Here is a 16,317-nt window from a genome sequence, read left to right as displayed (position 1 = left end):
TCTCCTCAGCGCATGCCGGCGATGGTGTAACCGCCGTCCACCAGCAGGCTTTGGCCGGTGATGAAGCGGGCTTCGTCCGTCGCCAGCCACAGCGCCACATCGCCGATGTCTTCCGATTCGCCCAGGCGGCCGGCGGGCGTGTGGGCGATAAAGGGCGCGAACGCCGCGCTGTTGGCCACGCTGCCGCGCGCCATCGGCGTGTCGATGATGCCGGGGTTGATGTTGTTGACACGGATGCCCTGGCCGCTGTATTCGAGCGCCACCGCGCGGATCATCGCATCGAGCGCGCCTTTGCTGGCGGAGTAGCTGGATGAACCGGCCAGCGCGCCGTGGGTCAGCCAGGAGGAGGTGTTAACGATCACGCCGCCCGAGCGCTGAGCCAGGAAGGTTTCAATCTCGTATTTCATCGCCAGCCAGACGCCTCTGAGGTTAATGGCGATCACCCGGTCAAAATCCTCGCTGCTCTGTTCGGTGATGGGAGCGAAGTTGCCGATGATGCCGGCGTTATTGAAGGCGACGTCGAGCCGGCCGTAGTGGGCGGTCACCGTGGCGAGCAGCCTGCGGATGTCGTTTTCCTGGGATACGTCGGCCACGATGGGCAGGGCGTCGCCGCCGGCGAGCGCGATGTCGCGCGCCGTGGCTTCGATTTCCGCCGCGCGTCGGCCGGCCAGCGCCACTTTGGCGCCTTCGCGGGCATAGGCCAGCGCGGCGGCGCGGCCGATGCCTGTGCCGCCGCCGCTCACCAGCACGACTTTGTCCGCCAGACGGCGCGGCGTTTCATGAGTTGGAGCTGTAGCATTAATCATCGCATCGATACCTGGTAATGGGTTCGATCGTAATGCTATGTTGTTAGATAACGGATAACTATCCGCTAAAAATTCATCTCACTATTAGATAATTTATATTAATAGCATGAAGAAACCCGAATTGTCCGGACTGGCGGCCTTCGTGGCTATCGCCAGTGAACGCAGCTTCCGCCGCGCCGCCGCCCGATTGGGCGTGACGCCGCCGACGCTGACCCACACCCTGCGCGAACTGGAAGCGCAGGTGGGCATTCGCCTGCTGAACCGCACCACCCGCAACGTTTCGCCGACGGAGGCCGGTGAGCATCTGTTGGCACAGCTGGTGCCGGCCTTTACCGACATCGACGCCGCGCTGGAGAGCCTGAATGCGTTTCGCGAAGGGCCGCGCGGCCTGGTACGCATCAACGCGCCGCGTTCGGCGATCGATCTCGCCATCGTGCCGCATCTGGGGCGGTTGGCCAGCGAATATCCCGGCATTACGCTGGAGGTGGTGGCGGACGAAGGGTTCGCCAACATCGTCGAGCAAGGCTTTGACGCCGGTATTCGGCTCGGCGAGGATCTGCACAACGATATGCGCGCGGTGCGTCTGACGCCGGATCTGCGTTTTGCCATCGTCGCCACGCCGGGCTATTTTCAACGGCACGGCGAACCGATGCACCCGCAGGATTTGCTGCAGCACCGCTGCATCGGTTGGCGCAAGGCCTCTTCGGGCGAGCGCTACAAGTGGGCGTTTCAGCAGGGCGAGCAGCGATTTACCGTGGCGGTTAACAGCTCGCTGATCGTGGATGACGCCAGGCTGCTGCTGCAGGCGGCGCTGGCGCACGTCAGCATCGCCTTCGCCATCGAGCAGGAGGTGGAAGATCATCTTGCGAGCGGGCGGCTGCGGCGAGTGTTGGCCGACTGGTGCGCGCCGTTTCCCGGTTTTTACCTCTATTACCCCAACCGCAGGAACCATTCTGTGGCGCTGGCCACGGTGATCGAGTTGCTGCGTCTGCCCACCTAATCCTCTTCGCCTGCCATCGCGTTCGGAGAGCAGCAGGCGAATCAAGCTTGAACTATTTTTATTCCCTTTTCGTTTGTTCAGGTGCAAATAAACCCTTAAATTCTCGGCGTGTTTATAACTGTCTGTTTATAATTGTTATTTGAGTGTTTATTGCGAATATTCTGAGTTTATATCGGTTATTTGAGAGCCCGGTCACACTATTTTTTTATGCGAAATGTGAAGGGGGTCAAGCCATCAGGTCAAGGAGAGACGGTTATTCTCTCCCCTGGCTTACCGATCCGTTTTTCATGCTCCGTATACTGTCTGCAACCAGGGCAACGTGACGGAAATTTTCATAAGGAATGTGCGTGAAGCAATCGTGATTGCATCTGGCATACAAATAACACGGGGTTTTTTTGATTATCTGAGGTGCTTGGTATGGAAAAGAAAAAAATCTATCTGTTTTGTTCTGCCGGTATGTCCACTTCCCTGTTGGTTTCAAAAATGAAGGCGCAGGCCGAGAAATACGAAGTGCCGGTGATCATCGCCGCCTACCCGGAAGCGCTGGCTGCGGAGAAAGGCGTTGAAGCGGATCTGATCCTGCTGGGGCCGCAGATTGCCTACACCTTGCCGGAAGTGCAAAAACAGCTGCCCAACAAACCCGTTGAAGTCATCGATCCGCTGCTGTACGGCAAGGTCGATGGGCTGGGCGTGCTGAAGGCCGCGGTGGCCGCCATCAAGAAAGCCAACCAATAACAGGAGGCCGCCGTGAATACCCTCATTGCCTCGCTCGAGAAGGTTATCCTGCCTTTCGCCGTAAAAATCGGCAAGCAGCCCCACGTCAACGCCATCAAGAACGGCTTTATCCGCCTGATGCCGCTGACCTTGACCGGGGCGATGTTCGTGTTGATTAACAACGTGTTCCTGAGCTTCGGCGAAGGATCGTTCTTCTATTCGCTGGGCGTGCGCCTGGACGCCTCCACCATCGAGACGCTCAATAGCCTGAAGAGCATTGGCGGCAGCGTGTACAACGGCACGCTGGGGATCATGTCCCTGATGACGCCGTTCTTTATCAGCATGGCGTTGGCCGAAGAGCGCAAGGTCGATCCGCTCGCCTCGGCGCTGCTGGCGGTGGCGGCCTTTATGACCGTCACGCCGTTCAACGTCGGCGAGGCCTATGCGGTGGGCGCCAACTGGCTGGGCGGCGCCAACATCATTTCCGGTATGGTGATCGGGCTGGTGGTGGCCGAGATGTTTGCTTTCATCGTGCGGCGCAACTGGGTGATCAGCCTGCCGGACAGCGTGCCGGCTTCGGTGTCGCGCTCCTTCTCGGCGCTGATCCCCGGTTTCATCATCCTCTCCATCATGGGGCTGGTGGCGTTCGCGCTGGCGCACTGGGGCACCAACTTCCACCAGATCATCATGGACGGCATTTCGGCGCCGCTGGCCAAGATGGGCAGCGTGGTGGGCTGGGTGTACGTGCTGTTCTCCTCGCTGCTGTGGTTCTTTGGGGTGCACGGCTCCATGGCGCTGGCGGCGCTGGACAGCGGCATCATGACGCCGTTCGCACTCGAAAACGTGGAGCTGTACAACAAATACGGTTCGGTCGAAGCGGCGGTGGCCGCCGGGAAAGAGTTCCACATGTGGGCGAAGCCGTTCGTCGACTCCTACATTTACCTCGGCGGCACCGGCTCGACGCTGGGCCTGATCATCGCCATCTTCATCGCCTCGCGCCGCGAGGATTACCGCCAGGTCGCCAAGCTGGCGACGCCGTCCGGCATTTTTCAGATCAACGAACCGATTCTGTTCGGCCTGCCGGTGATCATGAACCCGGTGATGTTCATTCCGTTCATCCTGGTGCAGCCGGTGCTGACCATTATCACCTCGCTGGCTTATTACTCCGGGCTGATCCCGCCTATCACCAACATCGCGCCCTGGACCATGCCGGTCGGCCTGGGGGCGTTCTTCAACACCAACGGCAGCATCATGGCCATGTTGTTGAGCCTGTTTAACCTGGCGGTCGCCACCGTGATTTATCTGCCGTTCGTGGCGATCTCCAACAAGGCGCAGAGCCAGATCGACGCGGCGACGGAAAGCGAAGAAGACATCGCCAAGGCGCTGAAATTCTAACTGTGGAACGGGGCGGCGCGGCCGCCCTGCGAGGGACGCGAGTATGGAATATCAATTTGCCGACGGGTTCTGGTGGGGCAGCGCCACCTCCGCGCCGCAGTCTGAAGGGGCGGCCGCGCGCGACGGCAAGAGCCGCAACATCTTCGACTATTGGTACGAGATCGTGCCCGAGCGCTTTCACGATCGGGTGGGGCCGGCCGAGGCCTCGACCTTTTACGACCATTTCCGCACCGATATCGGGCTGCTCAAAACGCTGGGCCACAATACCTTCAGAACGTCTATCTCGTGGTCGCGGCTGATCCCGGACGGTGACGGCGAGGTGAACCCGCAGGCGGTGGCGTTCTATAACGCGATGATCGACGAGCTGCTGGCGCAGGGCATCACACCGTTTATCAATCTCTACCACTTCGATATGCCGCTGTGCATGCAGCAGCGCGGCGGCTGGGAAAGCCGGGCGGTGGTCGAAGCCTATGCGCGTTACGCCGATATCTGCTTCGGCCTGTTTGGCGATCGGGTCACCCACTGGTTCACCTTCAACGAGCCGATCGTGCCGGTGGAGGCCGGTTACCTGAATGACCTGCATTACCCTTGCGTGGTGGACTTCAAACGGGCGGTCACCGTGGCGTATCACAGCGTACTGGCGCACGCCATGGCGGTGCAGCGTTTCAGAGCGCGGGAGCTGCCGGGGAGCATCGGCATCATTCTGAATCTGAGCCCGACCTATCCGCGTTCCGACGCGCCGGAGGATCGGCAGGCCGCGTACGACGCCGATCTGCTGCTCAACCGCAGTTTCCTCGATCCGGTCGCCAAAGGGCGTTATCCGGCGGCGTTGCTGCAGCTGCTGGAGCGGCATGGGCTGATGCCCTGCTGCGAGCCACAGGATGCGCCGCTGATTGAAGGCGGCGTGGTGGACATCCTCGGCGTCAACTATTACCAGCCGCGCAGGGTGCAGGCGAAAGAGGGGCGTCGTGCCGAGGGGCCGATCGCATCGCCGGAGGATTTGTTCAGTTACTATGCAATGCCGGGCCGCAAAATCAATCCGCACCGCGGCTGGGAGATCTACGAAAAGGGGCTGTACGACATCCTGATGGATCTGAAAGAGAACTACGGCAACCTGCCTTGTTATATTTCGGAAAACGGCATGGGCGTTGAGGGCGAAGAGGCGTTTATCGGCGCCGATGGGCGGGTGGAGGACGATTACCGCATCGACTTTATTCGCGAGCACCTGAAGTGGCTGCACCGCGCGCTGGCGGAAGGCTCGCAGTGCAAAGGCTATCATCTGTGGACCTTTATCGACTGCTGGTCCTGGCTGAACGCCTACAAGAATCGTTATGGGCTGGTGCGGCTGGATCGGGCGGATCAGCGCCGCACCATCAAGAAAAGCGGCTACTGGTTTGCCGAGGCGGCCAGACGCAACGGATTTGACTAACGGGAGGCCGGCGCCGTGTCCGACAACCGAATTTCGCTGAGTGCCAACGACGTGAAGCTGATTCGCGAGCAGGATTTTTTTAACTGCAAAGATTTTCACCTGTTTATCTACAACAAGGTGGAAAGCGCCACCGGGCTGCATCAGCACGACTATTACGAGTTCACCATCGTGCTGAGCGGCAAATGCTATCAGGAGATCAACGGCAAGCGGGTGCTGCTGGAGCGCGGGGATTTCGTCTTTATCCCCATCGGCTCCTACCACCAGAGCTTTTACGAGTTCGGCGCGACGAAAATCTTCAACGTGGCGGTCAGCAAATCGTTCTTTGAAGAGCACTATTTGCAGCAGCTGCCGCGCTGCTTCGTCGCCTCGCAGGCCTACAGCCTGAGAAACGAGTTTTTGGCCTATATCGAATCGGTGGTGAGTTCGCCGCAGTTTCGCGAGGACGACTTCGCCGAATTTCTCGAAACGCTGACCTTCTATGTGATCAGCCGTATTCGTCACCATAAAGAAGAAAACGATGGCGGCGATGATATCCCGCAGTGGCTGAAGAACACCCTGGCCGGCATGCATGACAAGGCGATGTTCGGCGAAAGGGCGTTGGCTAACATGGTGGCGCTGTCGGGGAAAACCCAGGAATATCTGACCCGGGCGATGCGGCGTTACTACCACAAGACGCCGATGCAGGTGATCAATGAGATCCGCATCAACTTCGCCAAGACGCAGCTGGAGGTCACCAACTATTCGGTTTCCGATATCGCCTTCGATTCCGGCTATGGCGATGTCAGCCTGTTCATTAAAAACTTCAAGCGGCTCACCGATGTGACCCCAGGCAACTACCGAAAAAAGTGCTACGGCCCTCTTTAGGGCCGCTCCCGATCAGTATCAACGCCGATATGCCGATGAGCTTCAGGCCGCCGGCCGGTTAATCATTCGATTTTTATCTTAGCGAAGGGGAATGCCGCGCCGGTCGGTCGGGCTTCCCTTGCCAAAAATTCATCCCGCGGGAGCCACTATGGAAAAACTACTGATCGTGAATGCCGATGACTTCGGCCTGAGCAAGGGGCAAAACTACGGTGTTATCGAGGCGTATCAGCATGGCGTCGTTTCCTCTACCACGGCGATGGTGAACGGCGGCGGCGCACAGCACGCGGCGGCGCTCAGCCGGCAATATCCGGGGCTGCCGATCGGGCTGCATTTCGTTTTGACCCATGGCAGGCCGCTGGGCGCCATGCCCTCGCTGGTCAACGAGCATGGCGAATTGGGTAAATGGCTGTGGCGCCGCGCCGAGGCCGGCGAGCTGCAGCTGGACGAGATCCAGGAGGAGCTGCAGCGCCAGTTCGCGCGGTTTGTGACGCTGTTCGGCAGGCCGCCGACGCACATCGACAGCCACCACCATGTACATATGCAGCCGCAGATTTACCCGCTGGTGGAGGCGTTTGCGCAGGCGCAGGGTCTGCCGCTGCGCCTCGATCGCGAAGAGGCGAAACGGCGCGATATTGCGTTGCAGACGCCCTGCAGCACCGACGCGTTTGACGCGGGATTCTACGGCGAAACGATTTCCGAAGCCTTGTTCCTGCAGCGGTTGGCGCGCGCCGACGAGCTGGGCGCCGAGTCATTGGAAATGATGTGCCACCCGGCGTTCCTCGACGCGACGATCCTGCAGAGCAAATACTGCCACCCGCGCCTCGTCGAGCTGGATGTGTTGACCGCGGCGACGCTGAAAGCGGCGATCGCCGAACGCGGTTTTCTGCTGGGCTCTTTCCTGGATCTGTAGCTCCGTGCCGTTTACAGCATGGCGTGCGCCTTTTTCAGGCCGGTGTCCTCTTGCGGATCGGCGCCCTGAGGCAAGGGTTCCGCTTCCTGTTCTTCAGGCTGCGGCTCGTCGACATCGGGCGCCGCTTCCGGCGGGGGCATGGTGTCGTGAATGATCTGCTCATCAAAGGTCGGATTGAGCGCCGGCGACAGCGGCGAGCTGGCGAGGCTGTCCGGCAGCGGAATGTGCGGCACCGGCGCGTCCTGCGCCAGCTGCGGCTCCTCCGCTTTCGCCGTGCGGCTGAGGGCCGCCAGCAGCACGCCGCACAGGGCGAAGAAGGCGTACAGGATATTGCCGCCAAGCGGCTCGATCAGCGCGCCGACCGCCAGCGGCCCGATGCTGGCGCCGACGCCGAACGCCATCAGCAGGCAGGCGGCCAGCGAGACGCGACGCTCCGGCTCGATCAGATCGTTGGCCAATGCCACCACCAGCGGGTAGAGCGTAAACTGCAGCATGCTGACGACGAACCCCACCGCCAGCAGCAGCGGGAAATCGATGTGCGGCAGCAGCGCCAGCGGCAGCGCCGCCACGATCAGAAAAATGGCGTTGAGGCGCATCAGCAAGGGGCGGTTATAGCGATCCGACAGCCAACTGAGCGGGAATTGCGCCACCAGCCCGGCGAAGATGGCCAGCGCCATGAACAGGCCGGTTTGCTGCGTGGTTAAGGATTGCAGGCTGGCGTAGACCGGCGCCAGGCCGTAAAACGAACCTACCACCATGCCGATTACCAGCGTGGTGGCCAGCACCTTGGGAATGGCGCCGACAAAGTAACGCAGTTCCATCGGCGCCGGCGACATGTGGCGCGCATTGGTGCGGGTGGTGAGAGCGATCGGCACCAGGCAGAGCGCGAAGCACAGTGCGATCACCAGCAGCGTGGCGATGCCCAGATTGCTTTGCAGCATCAGCACGATCTGGCCCAGCGACATGCCGAGATAGGTCGCCGCCATATAGAAACCGAACACCATGCCGCGCTGGTTGGATTCCGCCTGGTCGTTCAGCCAGCTTTCCAGCACCATGAACTGACACATCATGCACAGCCCGATCACCAGGCGCAGCGCAACCCAGGCGGGAATGAACGCCGTCAGGCCGTGCCCCAGCACCGCGGCGGTAATGATGCCGGCGCAGGCCACGTAGGCGCGGATATGCCCGACGCGGGCGATGAGAAAGTGGCCGACCTTGCCGCCGATCACCAACCCGATGTAGTTGGCGGCGATGATGGCGCCGATCAGCGCGCTGCTGACGTGGATGGAGGCCAGCCGCAGCGAGACGTAGGTGGTGAGCAGGCCCGAGCCCAACAGCAGCAGCAGGGTGGTGGTGTACAACGGCAAGAATACGCCCAACGTTTTTTTCACGCTATCGTCCTAATCTCTTCTGGTGCGCCCTGAGGCCGCCGCCGCAGCGTGCCGCCTCCGTGATGTTCCTTGTGCTGGTGCGCCGCCGCTCGCTGGGGCGCTTCTTTTGATACTAGCAGCTTGGCCGGGCGCTTAAAACCGCACCTCCTGCGAGGCGCTGCGCATTTCTGCGCGCCAGCCGTCGCGCCGCCTTGATAAATGCTACTATCGGGCGCATATACCTGAATTCGCGAGGGAGGGGTTATGAGTGACGACCAACTGCGCCGGCTCAGCGTGCTGGCGGGGGAAAAACTGAAGGCTCAGGGCCGCTGGATCACCTGCGCGGAATCCTGCACCGGCGGCGGCATTGCCAAGGCCATTACCGATATCGCGGGGAGCTCCGCCTATTTCGATCGCGGTTTCGTCACCTACAGCAATGCGGCGAAGCACGACCTGCTGGGGGTGAGCGAAGCCACGTTGGCGGCGCACGGCGCGGTCAGCGAAGAGGTGGTGCGCGAGATGGCGATAGGGGCGCTGCGTGCGGCGCGAGCCGATCTGGCGCTCTCGGTAAGCGGCATCGCCGGCCCGGACGGCGGCAGCGCGGAAAAGCCGGTCGGCACCGTGTGGTTCGGCTTCGCCGGCAGCGATGGCCGGGGGCTGTCGCGCAAGATGCAATTCGAGGGCGATCGCGATGCGGTGCGGCTGCAGGCGACGATTTTCGCGCTGCAAACCGCCATCGACGAATTTTTGTAAATTAGGCTTGATACTGTATGACCATACAGTATAATTAGTGACATTTCCTGCACAACATACATTCAGTGGCAGTGTGGGGTAACACCGGCATTGCGAAACGAAGGAGCAAAAATGGCTATTGATGAGAACAAGCAAAAGGCGTTAGCTGCGGCACTGGGCCAGATTGAGAAACAGTTCGGCAAAGGCTCCATCATGCGCCTGGGTGAAGACCGCTCCATGGACGTGGAAACGATCTCTACCGGCTCACTGTCACTCGATATCGCTCTGGGCGCCGGCGGCCTGCCGATGGGCCGCATCGTCGAAATCTACGGCCCGGAATCCTCCGGTAAAACCACCCTGACGCTGCAGGTGATCGCCGCTGCGCAGCGCGAAGGCAAAACCTGTGCGTTCATCGACGCCGAGCACGCGCTGGATCCTATCTATGCGAAAAAGCTGGGCGTCGATATCGACAACCTGCTGTGCTCCCAGCCGGACACCGGCGAGCAGGCGCTGGAAATCTGTGATGCGCTGACCCGCTCCGGCGCGGTTGACGTCATCATCGTCGACTCCGTGGCGGCGCTGACGCCGAAGGCGGAAATCGAAGGTGAAATCGGCGATTCGCACATGGGTCTGGCGGCGCGCATGATGAGCCAGGCGATGCGTAAGCTGGCCGGCAACTTGAAAAACGCCAATACCCTGCTGATCTTCATCAACCAGATCCGTATGAAAATTGGTGTGATGTTCGGCAATCCGGAAACCACGACCGGCGGTAACGCCCTGAAGTTCTACGCTTCGGTGCGTCTGGATATCCGCCGCATCGGCGCCATCAAAGAGGGCGACGAAGTGGTGGGCAGCGAAACCCGCGTGAAAGTGGTGAAGAACAAAATCGCTGCGCCGTTCAAACAGGCTGAATTCCAAATCATGTACGGCGAAGGCATCAACAGCCGTGGCGAGCTGGTCGATCTGGGCGTGAAGCACAAGATGATCGAAAAAGCCGGCGCCTGGTACAGCTATAACGGCGAGAAAATCGGTCAGGGCAAGGCGAATGCCTGTAACTTCCTGAAAGAAAACCCGGCTATCGCCGCCGAGCTGGATAAGAAGCTGCGCGATTTGCTGCTGCACAGCGGCGGTGAGCTGGTGGCCGCTTCCGGTGACGACTTCGAAGACGACGAAGCGGAAACCAGCGAGCAGTTCTAATCGCTGAAGATGTGCGCCGCCGTTCGTGTGGCGCATATCCCATAAATTCAGGCTTGAATGATGAATGACTTGCTAAGCCGCGCCATGCGCCTGCTGTCGCAACGCGATCATAGTGAAGCTGAACTGCGCCGCAAACTTGCGGCGCAGCCGTTTGTGGCGAAAGCCCGTTTTGGCAGCAAGGGGCCACATGCGCCGGCATCACCGCCGGTGGTTGAAGAGCCGGTGGATCCTGCGCTGATCGAGCAGGTTATCGCCTACTGTTACCAGCATAATTGGCTGGACGATAAGCGTTTCGCTCACAGCTACATCGGCAGCCGCAGCCGTAAAGGTTACGGTGCGCAGCGCATCCGCAGCGAACTGATGCAAAAGGGCGTCGACAAAGCGCTGGTGCAGGACGCGCTGGCGGAATGCGATATCGACTGGTGCGAACAGGCAAAACAGGTGGCGCAGCGAAAATTTGGCGATGCGTTGCCAACCGACTGGAAAGAGAAAGCCAAAGTGCAGCGTTATCTGCTCTATCGCGGCTTCTTCCAGGAAGAAATTCAGTCAATTTACCGTGATTTTGCGCAATGAGCGCACACGGGGTTTTACTTCCCTCTGAAGAAAATTTATCTTATCCCCACTTTTTGTTCGTGAGCTGGTTGTCATCGTCGGGATGACGCGTCACCGGCTCACGTGTCGTTATTCTAGCCTTTCCAGGAAAATTATGAGCAAGAGCACCGCTGAGATCCGTCAAGCGTTTCTCGATTTCTTTCATAGTAAGGGTCATCAGGTTGTAGCGAGCAGCTCCCTGGTGCCTAACAATGATCCGACATTGCTGTTTACCAATGCCGGCATGAACCAATTTAAGGATGTTTTCCTGGGGCTCGACAAACGCGCCTATTCCCGCGCCACCACCTCGCAGCGCTGCGTGCGCGCAGGCGGCAAGCATAACGACCTGGAAAACGTCGGTTATACCGCGCGTCACCACACCTTCTTTGAAATGCTGGGCAACTTCAGCTTCGGCGATTACTTCAAGCACGACGCGATCGGCTACGCATGGGAACTGCTGACCGGTGAAAACTGGTTCAACCTGCCGAAAGAGCGGCTGTGGGTCACCGTGTATGAAACCGATGACGAAGCGTTCGACATCTGGCAGAAGCAAATCGGCGTACCGGCCGAGCGCATTATCCGCATCGGCGACAACAAGGGCGCGCCTTTCGCTTCCGACAACTTCTGGCAGATGGGCGACACTGGCCCATGCGGCCCGTGCACCGAGATTTTCTACGATCACGGCGATCACATCTGGGGCGGCCCTCCAGGCAGCCCGGAAGAAGACGGCGACCGCTACATCGAGATCTGGAACATCGTTTTCATGCAGTTCAACCGTCAGTCCGACGGCACCATGCTGCCGCTGCCGAAACCTTCTGTGGATACCGGTATGGGTCTGGAGCGCATTGCGGCGGTGTTGCAGCATGTGAACTCCAACTATGAAATCGATCTGTTCCGTACCCTGATCGCCGCCGTGGCTAAAGTGACCGGCGCAACCGATCTGGACAACAAATCCCTGCGCGTTATCGCCGACCACATTCGTTCCTGCGCCTTCTTGGTGTCGGACGGCGTGATCCCGTCTAACGAAAACCGCGGCTATGTGCTGCGCCGCATCATTCGTCGCGCGATCCGCCATGGCAACATGCTGGGCGCGAAAGACACCTTCTTCTACAAACTGGTGGCGCCGTTGATCGAAGTGATGGGCCCGGCGGCCGACGAACTGAAACGCCAGCAATCGCTGGTGGAGCAGGTGCTGAAAACCGAAGAAGAGCAGTTTGCCCGCACGCTGGAGCGTGGCCTGGCGCTGTTGGACGAAGAGCTGGCCAAGCTGCAGGGCGATACCCTGGACGGCGAAACCGCTTTCCGTCTGTACGATACCTACGGTTTCCCGATCGATCTGACCGCTGACGTCTGCCGCGAGCGCGGTTTGAAAGTCGACGAAGCGGGCTTTGAAGAAGCGATGGAAGCGCAGCGCCGCCGTGCGCGCGAATCCAGCGGCTTTGGCGCCGACTATAACAGCCTGATCCGCGTGGACGGCAGCAGCCAGTTCAGCGGTTACGATCACGACGAGCAGCAGGCGACGGTCATCGCGCTGTTCCGCGACGGCCAGCCGGTCGATCAGATCAACGCCGGCGAAGAGGCGGTGGTGGTGCTGGATGAGACGCCGTTCTATGGCGAGTCCGGCGGCCAGGTCGGCGATAAAGGCGTGCTGAAAGCCGCCGGCGCTGAGTTTACGGTCAACGATACCCAGAAATACGGTCAGGCTATCGGCCATCAGGGCAAACTGGCGCAGGGTTCGCTGAAGCTGAACGATCGCGTGGACGCGCAGATCGACGCTGAGCGCCGTAACAGCATTCGTCTGAACCACTCCGCAACTCACCTGCTGCACGCCGCGCTGCGCCAAACGTTGGGCGACCACGTCGCGCAGAAAGGCTCGCTGGTTAACGACAAATACCTGCGTTTCGACTTCTCGCACTTCGAAGCGATGAAGCCGGAGCAAATCCGCGCGGTGGAAGATCTGGTGAACCAGCAGGTGCGTCGTAACCTGCCGGTGCAGACCGAGCTGATGGCCTTGGAAGATGCCAAAGAGAAGGGCGCGATGGCGCTGTTTGGCGAGAAGTACGATGACAACGTGCGCGTGTTGACCATGGGCGACTTCTCCACCGAGCTGTGCGGCGGCACCCACGCCAGCCGCACCGGCGATATCGGCCTGTTCCGCATTCTGAGCGAGTCGGGCACCGCGGCGGGTATCCGCCGTATTGAAGCGGTGACCGGCGCTGGCGCTATCGCTACGCTGCATCAGCAAAGCGATTTGTTGCAAGACGTTGCTCAGTTGGTCAAAGGCGACAGTAACACCCTGACCGATAAAGTGCGCTCGGTGCTCGATCGCACGCGCGCGCTGGAAAAAGAACTGCAGCAGTTGAAAGATCAGCAGGCGGCGCAGGAGAGCGCTTCGTTGTCCAGCCAGGCAAAAGTGGTTAACGGCGTGAAGCTGTTGGTCAGCCAGTTGGACAATGTCGAAGCCAAAATGCTGCGCACCATGGTGGATGACCTGAAAAATCAATTGGGTTCGGCCATCATCGTGTTGGCAACGACGGCCGATGACAAAGTCAGCCTGGTTGCTGGTGTGACCAAGGATCTGACTGACCGCGTGAAAGCCGGCGAGTTGATCGGCAACGTGGCGCAGCAGGTCGGCGGCAAGGGCGGTGGTCGCCCGGATATGGCGATGGCGGGGGGGACGGATATCAACGCCCTGCCAGCGGCGTTAAACAGCGTAGAAGCCTGGGTGGCCTCGAAGCTGTGAATATAAATAAATAGCACGCACAAACGCCATAATACTTTGTTGATTATGGCGTTTTCATACTGTGCTAACACAATTTAGTTACAATTGCGGGAACAAAGTTTTTCAGGTCGGCTAAACTTACCATTATCTGAGGTGGGACCAAGTCTGCTTACACTTATTGTGGGTTGCGTGGCTTACGTTTTCACCACATATGATGGATAATGACGGGGAAACTGAGAGACCCGACTCTTTTAATCTTTCAAGGAGCAAAGAATGTTAATTCTGACTCGTCGAGTTGGTGAAACCCTCATGATTGGCGATGAGGTTACGGTTACTGTGCTAGGGGTAAAAGGCAACCAGGTGCGTATTGGTGTGAACGCCCCCAAAGAGGTTTCGGTTCACCGTGAAGAAATCTATCAGCGCATTCAGGCAGAGAAGTCTCAGCAGACGACTTACTGATTCCGAAGCAGCGTCTCGTTGCCAGACGAGACGCTACTGCATCGTTTTACCCACTTCCTTCGCCCTCCCTCTTCTTTTTCGTGATTATTTTCCCGGTTAGTTTCCTGCTTTGTTGCTACAGACGCGGCGGTTGCCTGTTGATAAAACGCCCTTTTTGCCGTGAAATTGCCCATGTTGGGTGCGAATTGTGCAAACGCGCATGAGTTGGGAAAAATTGTTTGACTTAAAAGTCGGAGAAAGTAATATGTGCGCCACGCAGTGCCGATGAGCTTCTCTAAAGCGAGTTAGGCACAATTCGAAAGAAGCGTTTGGTGAGGTGGCCGAGAGGCTGAAGGCGCTCCCCTGCTAAGGGAGTATGCGGTCAAAAGCTGCATCCGGGGTTCGAATCCCCGCCTCACCGCCATTTGCATCCGTAGCTCAGCTGGATAGAGTACTCGGCTACGAACCGAGCGGTCGGAGGTTCGAATCCTCCCGGATGCACCATATTAGCCGTATGGTAGAGTTGGGAACAAAGTACCATAGGGTATCAAAGAATTACTGTGCATCCGTAGCTCAGCTGGATAGAGTACTCGGCTACGAACCGAGCGGTCGGAGGTTCGAATCCTCCCGGATGCACCATTCTTCACTTCCCGTACTGCGAAGAGAAATCTTCAGGCGGGCAGTAAAAAAGAAAGTGTCCCTTAGGGAGGATAACGTTGTTTCAGCAACGGCCCGCAGGGTGAGGCGCAAGCGCCGAATCATCCTCCCGGATGCACCATTCTTTAAGTCTGGTTTCATTAGCGAAGCAGGCAAGCAGTAAAAACAGTAATGCATCCGTAGCTCAGCTGGATAGAGTACTCGGCTACGAACCGAGCGGTCGGAGGTTCGAATCCTCCCGGATGCACCATCTAAGAGAAACCCGCTTCGGCGGGTTTTTCGCTTTTCAGCATTTAACCATTCTCTACTTCACCCCTGTCCTCCTTTGCGCCCGATAGGGCACAGCACATTCCGTTATGACGCAGTCAGCGACAACCCAACGGCTTTACGCTAAAGTAGTTTTCTTTTCTCAACGATCATGGAGTAACGATGTTCGACCGCTATCAGGGTCTTATTTTCGACATGGACGGCACGATTCTGGACACCGAGCCAACGCACCGTAAAGCGTGGCGTGAAGTGCTGTCCCGTTATGGCATGACGTTTGATGAAGCGGCCATGGTGGCGCTGAGCGGTTCGCCGACCTGGCGCATCGCGCAGGCGATTATCGCCAGCCATCAGGCCGATCTCGATCCTCATCACCTGGCCGCGGAGAAAACCCGCGCGGTGGAAGCGATGCTGCTGGACAGCGTGCGTCCATTGCCGCTGATCGAGGTGGTGAAGTCCTATCATGGCCGCCGTCCGATGGCGGTCGGCACCGGCAGCGAGCACCGCATGGCGGAAATGCTGCTGCGTCATCTCGGCCTGTTCAACTGCTTCGACGCGATCGTCGGTGCGGACGACGTGCAGCGCCACAAACCGGAGCCGGACACCTTCCTGCGCTGCGCCGAACTGATCGGCGTGCGGCCGGAAAAATGCGTGGTGTTTGAAGACGCTGATTTCGGCATTCAGGCGGCGAAAAGCGCCGGTATGGCGGTGGTAGACGTCCGTACGCTGTGAGTAGTACGCTAGCCGTAATATCGTTATTTGGCAGTAGCTTCCTCAGTGCGACGCTGCTGCCGGGAAATTCAGAAATCGTTCTGGTCGCCTTGCTGACCCAGAGTCGTGTCTCGCCGGAGTTGCTGGTGCTGGCCGCGACCCTGGGCAACACGCTGGGTGGCTTGACCAATGTCATTATCGGGCGCCTGTTACCGGCGTTGAAACCACAGCGGGGGCTGGCAACGGCGCTCGGGTGGCTGCAACGCTTCGGCCCGGCTGCGCTGTTGCTCAGCTGGGTGCCGGTGGTGGGCGATTTGTTGTGCGTGTTGGCAGGTTGGCTGCGCATGCCCTGGGGCTCTGTCGCGCTGTTTCTGTGTATCGGAAAGGCGCTGCGTTACATCGTTTTGGCTATGATAACGGTACAGGGCATCGCCTGGTGGCAGTAACCAAGTGAATATAACTCAATATTCTCTCGGGTGCGGATTCAGTATGCTTACGAGTTATTGTTTTTAGAAGC

At 59.1% G+C, this 16,317-nt stretch carries 16 protein-coding genes and 4 tRNA genes; 17 read left to right on the top strand and 3 right to left on the bottom strand.

From position 1 onward, the window contains the following. Positions 1-5: 5 nt before the first annotated feature. Entirely contained in the window at positions 6-806 is an 801-nt protein-coding gene (locus REA38_RS06590; RefSeq protein ID WP_052475376.1) for an SDR family NAD(P)-dependent oxidoreductase, read from the bottom strand. Between the two features lie 106 nt (positions 807-912). Between REA38_RS06590 and REA38_RS06585 the strand changes: the two genes are divergently transcribed. From REA38_RS06585 to chbG, 6 genes are all read left to right on the top strand, one after another. Continuing rightward, complete coding sequence (locus tag REA38_RS06585) at positions 913-1,806, top strand: LysR family transcriptional regulator (protein ID WP_308885392.1); 894 nt, start codon at positions 913-915, stop codon at positions 1,804-1,806. 417 nt (positions 1,807-2,223) lie between these two features. After that, entirely contained in the window at positions 2,224-2,541 is a 318-nt protein-coding gene (locus tag REA38_RS06580) for a PTS sugar transporter subunit IIB (protein WP_004932561.1), read from the top strand. Positions 2,542-2,553: 12 nt separating this feature from the next. After that, positions 2,554-3,915 (top strand): PTS N,N'-diacetylchitobiose transporter subunit IIC, encoded by a 1,362-nt coding sequence (gene chbC, locus REA38_RS06575; protein ID WP_004932557.1) that lies wholly within the window; start codon positions 2,554-2,556, stop codon positions 3,913-3,915. Between the two features lie 43 nt (positions 3,916-3,958). Then, on the top strand, positions 3,959-5,344 hold the full coding sequence (locus REA38_RS06570) for a glycoside hydrolase family 1 protein (protein ID WP_308885390.1): 1,386 nt from the start codon (positions 3,959-3,961) through the stop codon (positions 5,342-5,344). A 15-nt stretch (positions 5,345-5,359) separates the two neighbouring features. Beyond that, positions 5,360-6,208 (top strand): transcriptional regulator ChbR, encoded by an 849-nt coding sequence (chbR, locus tag REA38_RS06565; RefSeq protein WP_308885389.1) that lies wholly within the window; start codon positions 5,360-5,362, stop codon positions 6,206-6,208. Positions 6,209-6,356: 148 nt separating this feature from the next. Next, positions 6,357-7,118, top strand: a complete 762-nt coding sequence (gene chbG, locus REA38_RS06560) for a chitin disaccharide deacetylase (RefSeq protein WP_126192176.1) — start codon at positions 6,357-6,359, stop codon at positions 7,116-7,118. 11 nt (positions 7,119-7,129) lie between these two features. Here the strand turns inward: chbG and REA38_RS06555 are convergent, their stop codons facing one another. After that, the gene (locus REA38_RS06555) at positions 7,130-8,509 is read right to left on the bottom strand and encodes an MFS transporter (protein ID WP_049233620.1); all 1,380 of its coding nucleotides are present in this window, start codon (positions 8,507-8,509) and stop codon (positions 7,130-7,132) included. 243 nt (positions 8,510-8,752) lie between these two features. On the opposite strand from REA38_RS06555, the gene pncC reads away from it, so the two are divergent. From pncC to recX, 3 genes are all read left to right on the top strand, one after another. Then, on the top strand, positions 8,753-9,241 hold the full coding sequence (pncC, locus tag REA38_RS06550) for a nicotinamide-nucleotide amidase (protein WP_041033341.1): 489 nt from the start codon (positions 8,753-8,755) through the stop codon (positions 9,239-9,241). Positions 9,242-9,352: 111 nt separating this feature from the next. After that, positions 9,353-10,417 carry a recombinase RecA gene (recA, locus tag REA38_RS06545; protein ID WP_004932541.1) on the top strand — a complete coding sequence of 355 codons (1,065 nt, stop codon included), beginning with the start codon at positions 9,353-9,355 and terminating at the stop codon, positions 10,415-10,417. A 60-nt stretch (positions 10,418-10,477) separates the two neighbouring features. Then, positions 10,478-10,990 carry a recombination regulator RecX gene (recX, locus tag REA38_RS06540; protein WP_047569255.1) on the top strand — a complete coding sequence of 171 codons (513 nt, stop codon included), beginning with the start codon at positions 10,478-10,480 and terminating at the stop codon, positions 10,988-10,990. A gap of 40 nt (positions 10,991-11,030) precedes the next feature. Here recX and REA38_RS06535 read toward each other — a convergent pair whose 3' ends face one another. Continuing rightward, positions 11,031-11,174 (bottom strand): hypothetical protein, encoded by a 144-nt coding sequence (locus REA38_RS06535; RefSeq protein ID WP_162091232.1) that lies wholly within the window; start codon positions 11,172-11,174, stop codon positions 11,031-11,033. Between REA38_RS06535 and alaS the strand changes: the two genes are divergently transcribed. The 8 genes from alaS to REA38_RS06495 all read left to right on the top strand — a co-directional run bounded on the left by alaS (position 11,124) and on the right by REA38_RS06495 (position 16,246). Further along, complete coding sequence (gene alaS / locus REA38_RS06530; RefSeq protein ID WP_033637175.1) at positions 11,124-13,751, top strand: alanine--tRNA ligase; 2,628 nt, start codon at positions 11,124-11,126, stop codon at positions 13,749-13,751. The two genes, REA38_RS06535 and alaS, sit on opposite strands and share 51 nt — an antisense overlap. 252 nt (positions 13,752-14,003) lie before the next feature. Beyond that, positions 14,004-14,189: a carbon storage regulator CsrA gene (gene csrA / locus REA38_RS06525; protein ID WP_004091602.1), complete on the top strand. Its 186-nt coding sequence runs from the start codon at positions 14,004-14,006 to the stop codon at positions 14,187-14,189. A gap of 310 nt (positions 14,190-14,499) precedes the next feature. Then, a tRNA-Ser gene (locus REA38_RS06520) sits at positions 14,500-14,592 on the top strand. Between the two features lie 3 nt (positions 14,593-14,595). Continuing rightward, a tRNA-Arg gene (locus REA38_RS06515) sits at positions 14,596-14,672 on the top strand. Between the two features lie 58 nt (positions 14,673-14,730). Continuing rightward, positions 14,731-14,807, top strand: a tRNA-Arg gene (locus tag REA38_RS06510). 191 nt (positions 14,808-14,998) lie between these two features. After that, a tRNA-Arg gene (locus REA38_RS06505) sits at positions 14,999-15,075 on the top strand. A 179-nt stretch (positions 15,076-15,254) separates the two neighbouring features. Continuing rightward, positions 15,255-15,821, top strand: a complete 567-nt coding sequence (gene yqaB / locus REA38_RS06500) for a fructose-1-phosphate/6-phosphogluconate phosphatase (RefSeq protein ID WP_103774037.1) — start codon at positions 15,255-15,257, stop codon at positions 15,819-15,821. Next, complete coding sequence (locus REA38_RS06495) at positions 15,818-16,246, top strand: YqaA family protein (RefSeq protein WP_004932520.1); 429 nt, start codon at positions 15,818-15,820, stop codon at positions 16,244-16,246. Before yqaB ends, REA38_RS06495 begins: the two co-directional genes overlap by 4 nt. The last annotated feature ends 71 nt before the right edge of the window (positions 16,247-16,317 follow it).

This window comes from Serratia sp. MF1(2023) (assembly GCF_030954545.1).
GTDB classification, from domain to species: Bacteria; Pseudomonadota; Gammaproteobacteria; order Enterobacterales; family Enterobacteriaceae; genus Serratia; species Serratia sarumanii.
This window is presented reverse-complemented; position numbering and strand designations above follow the sequence as displayed.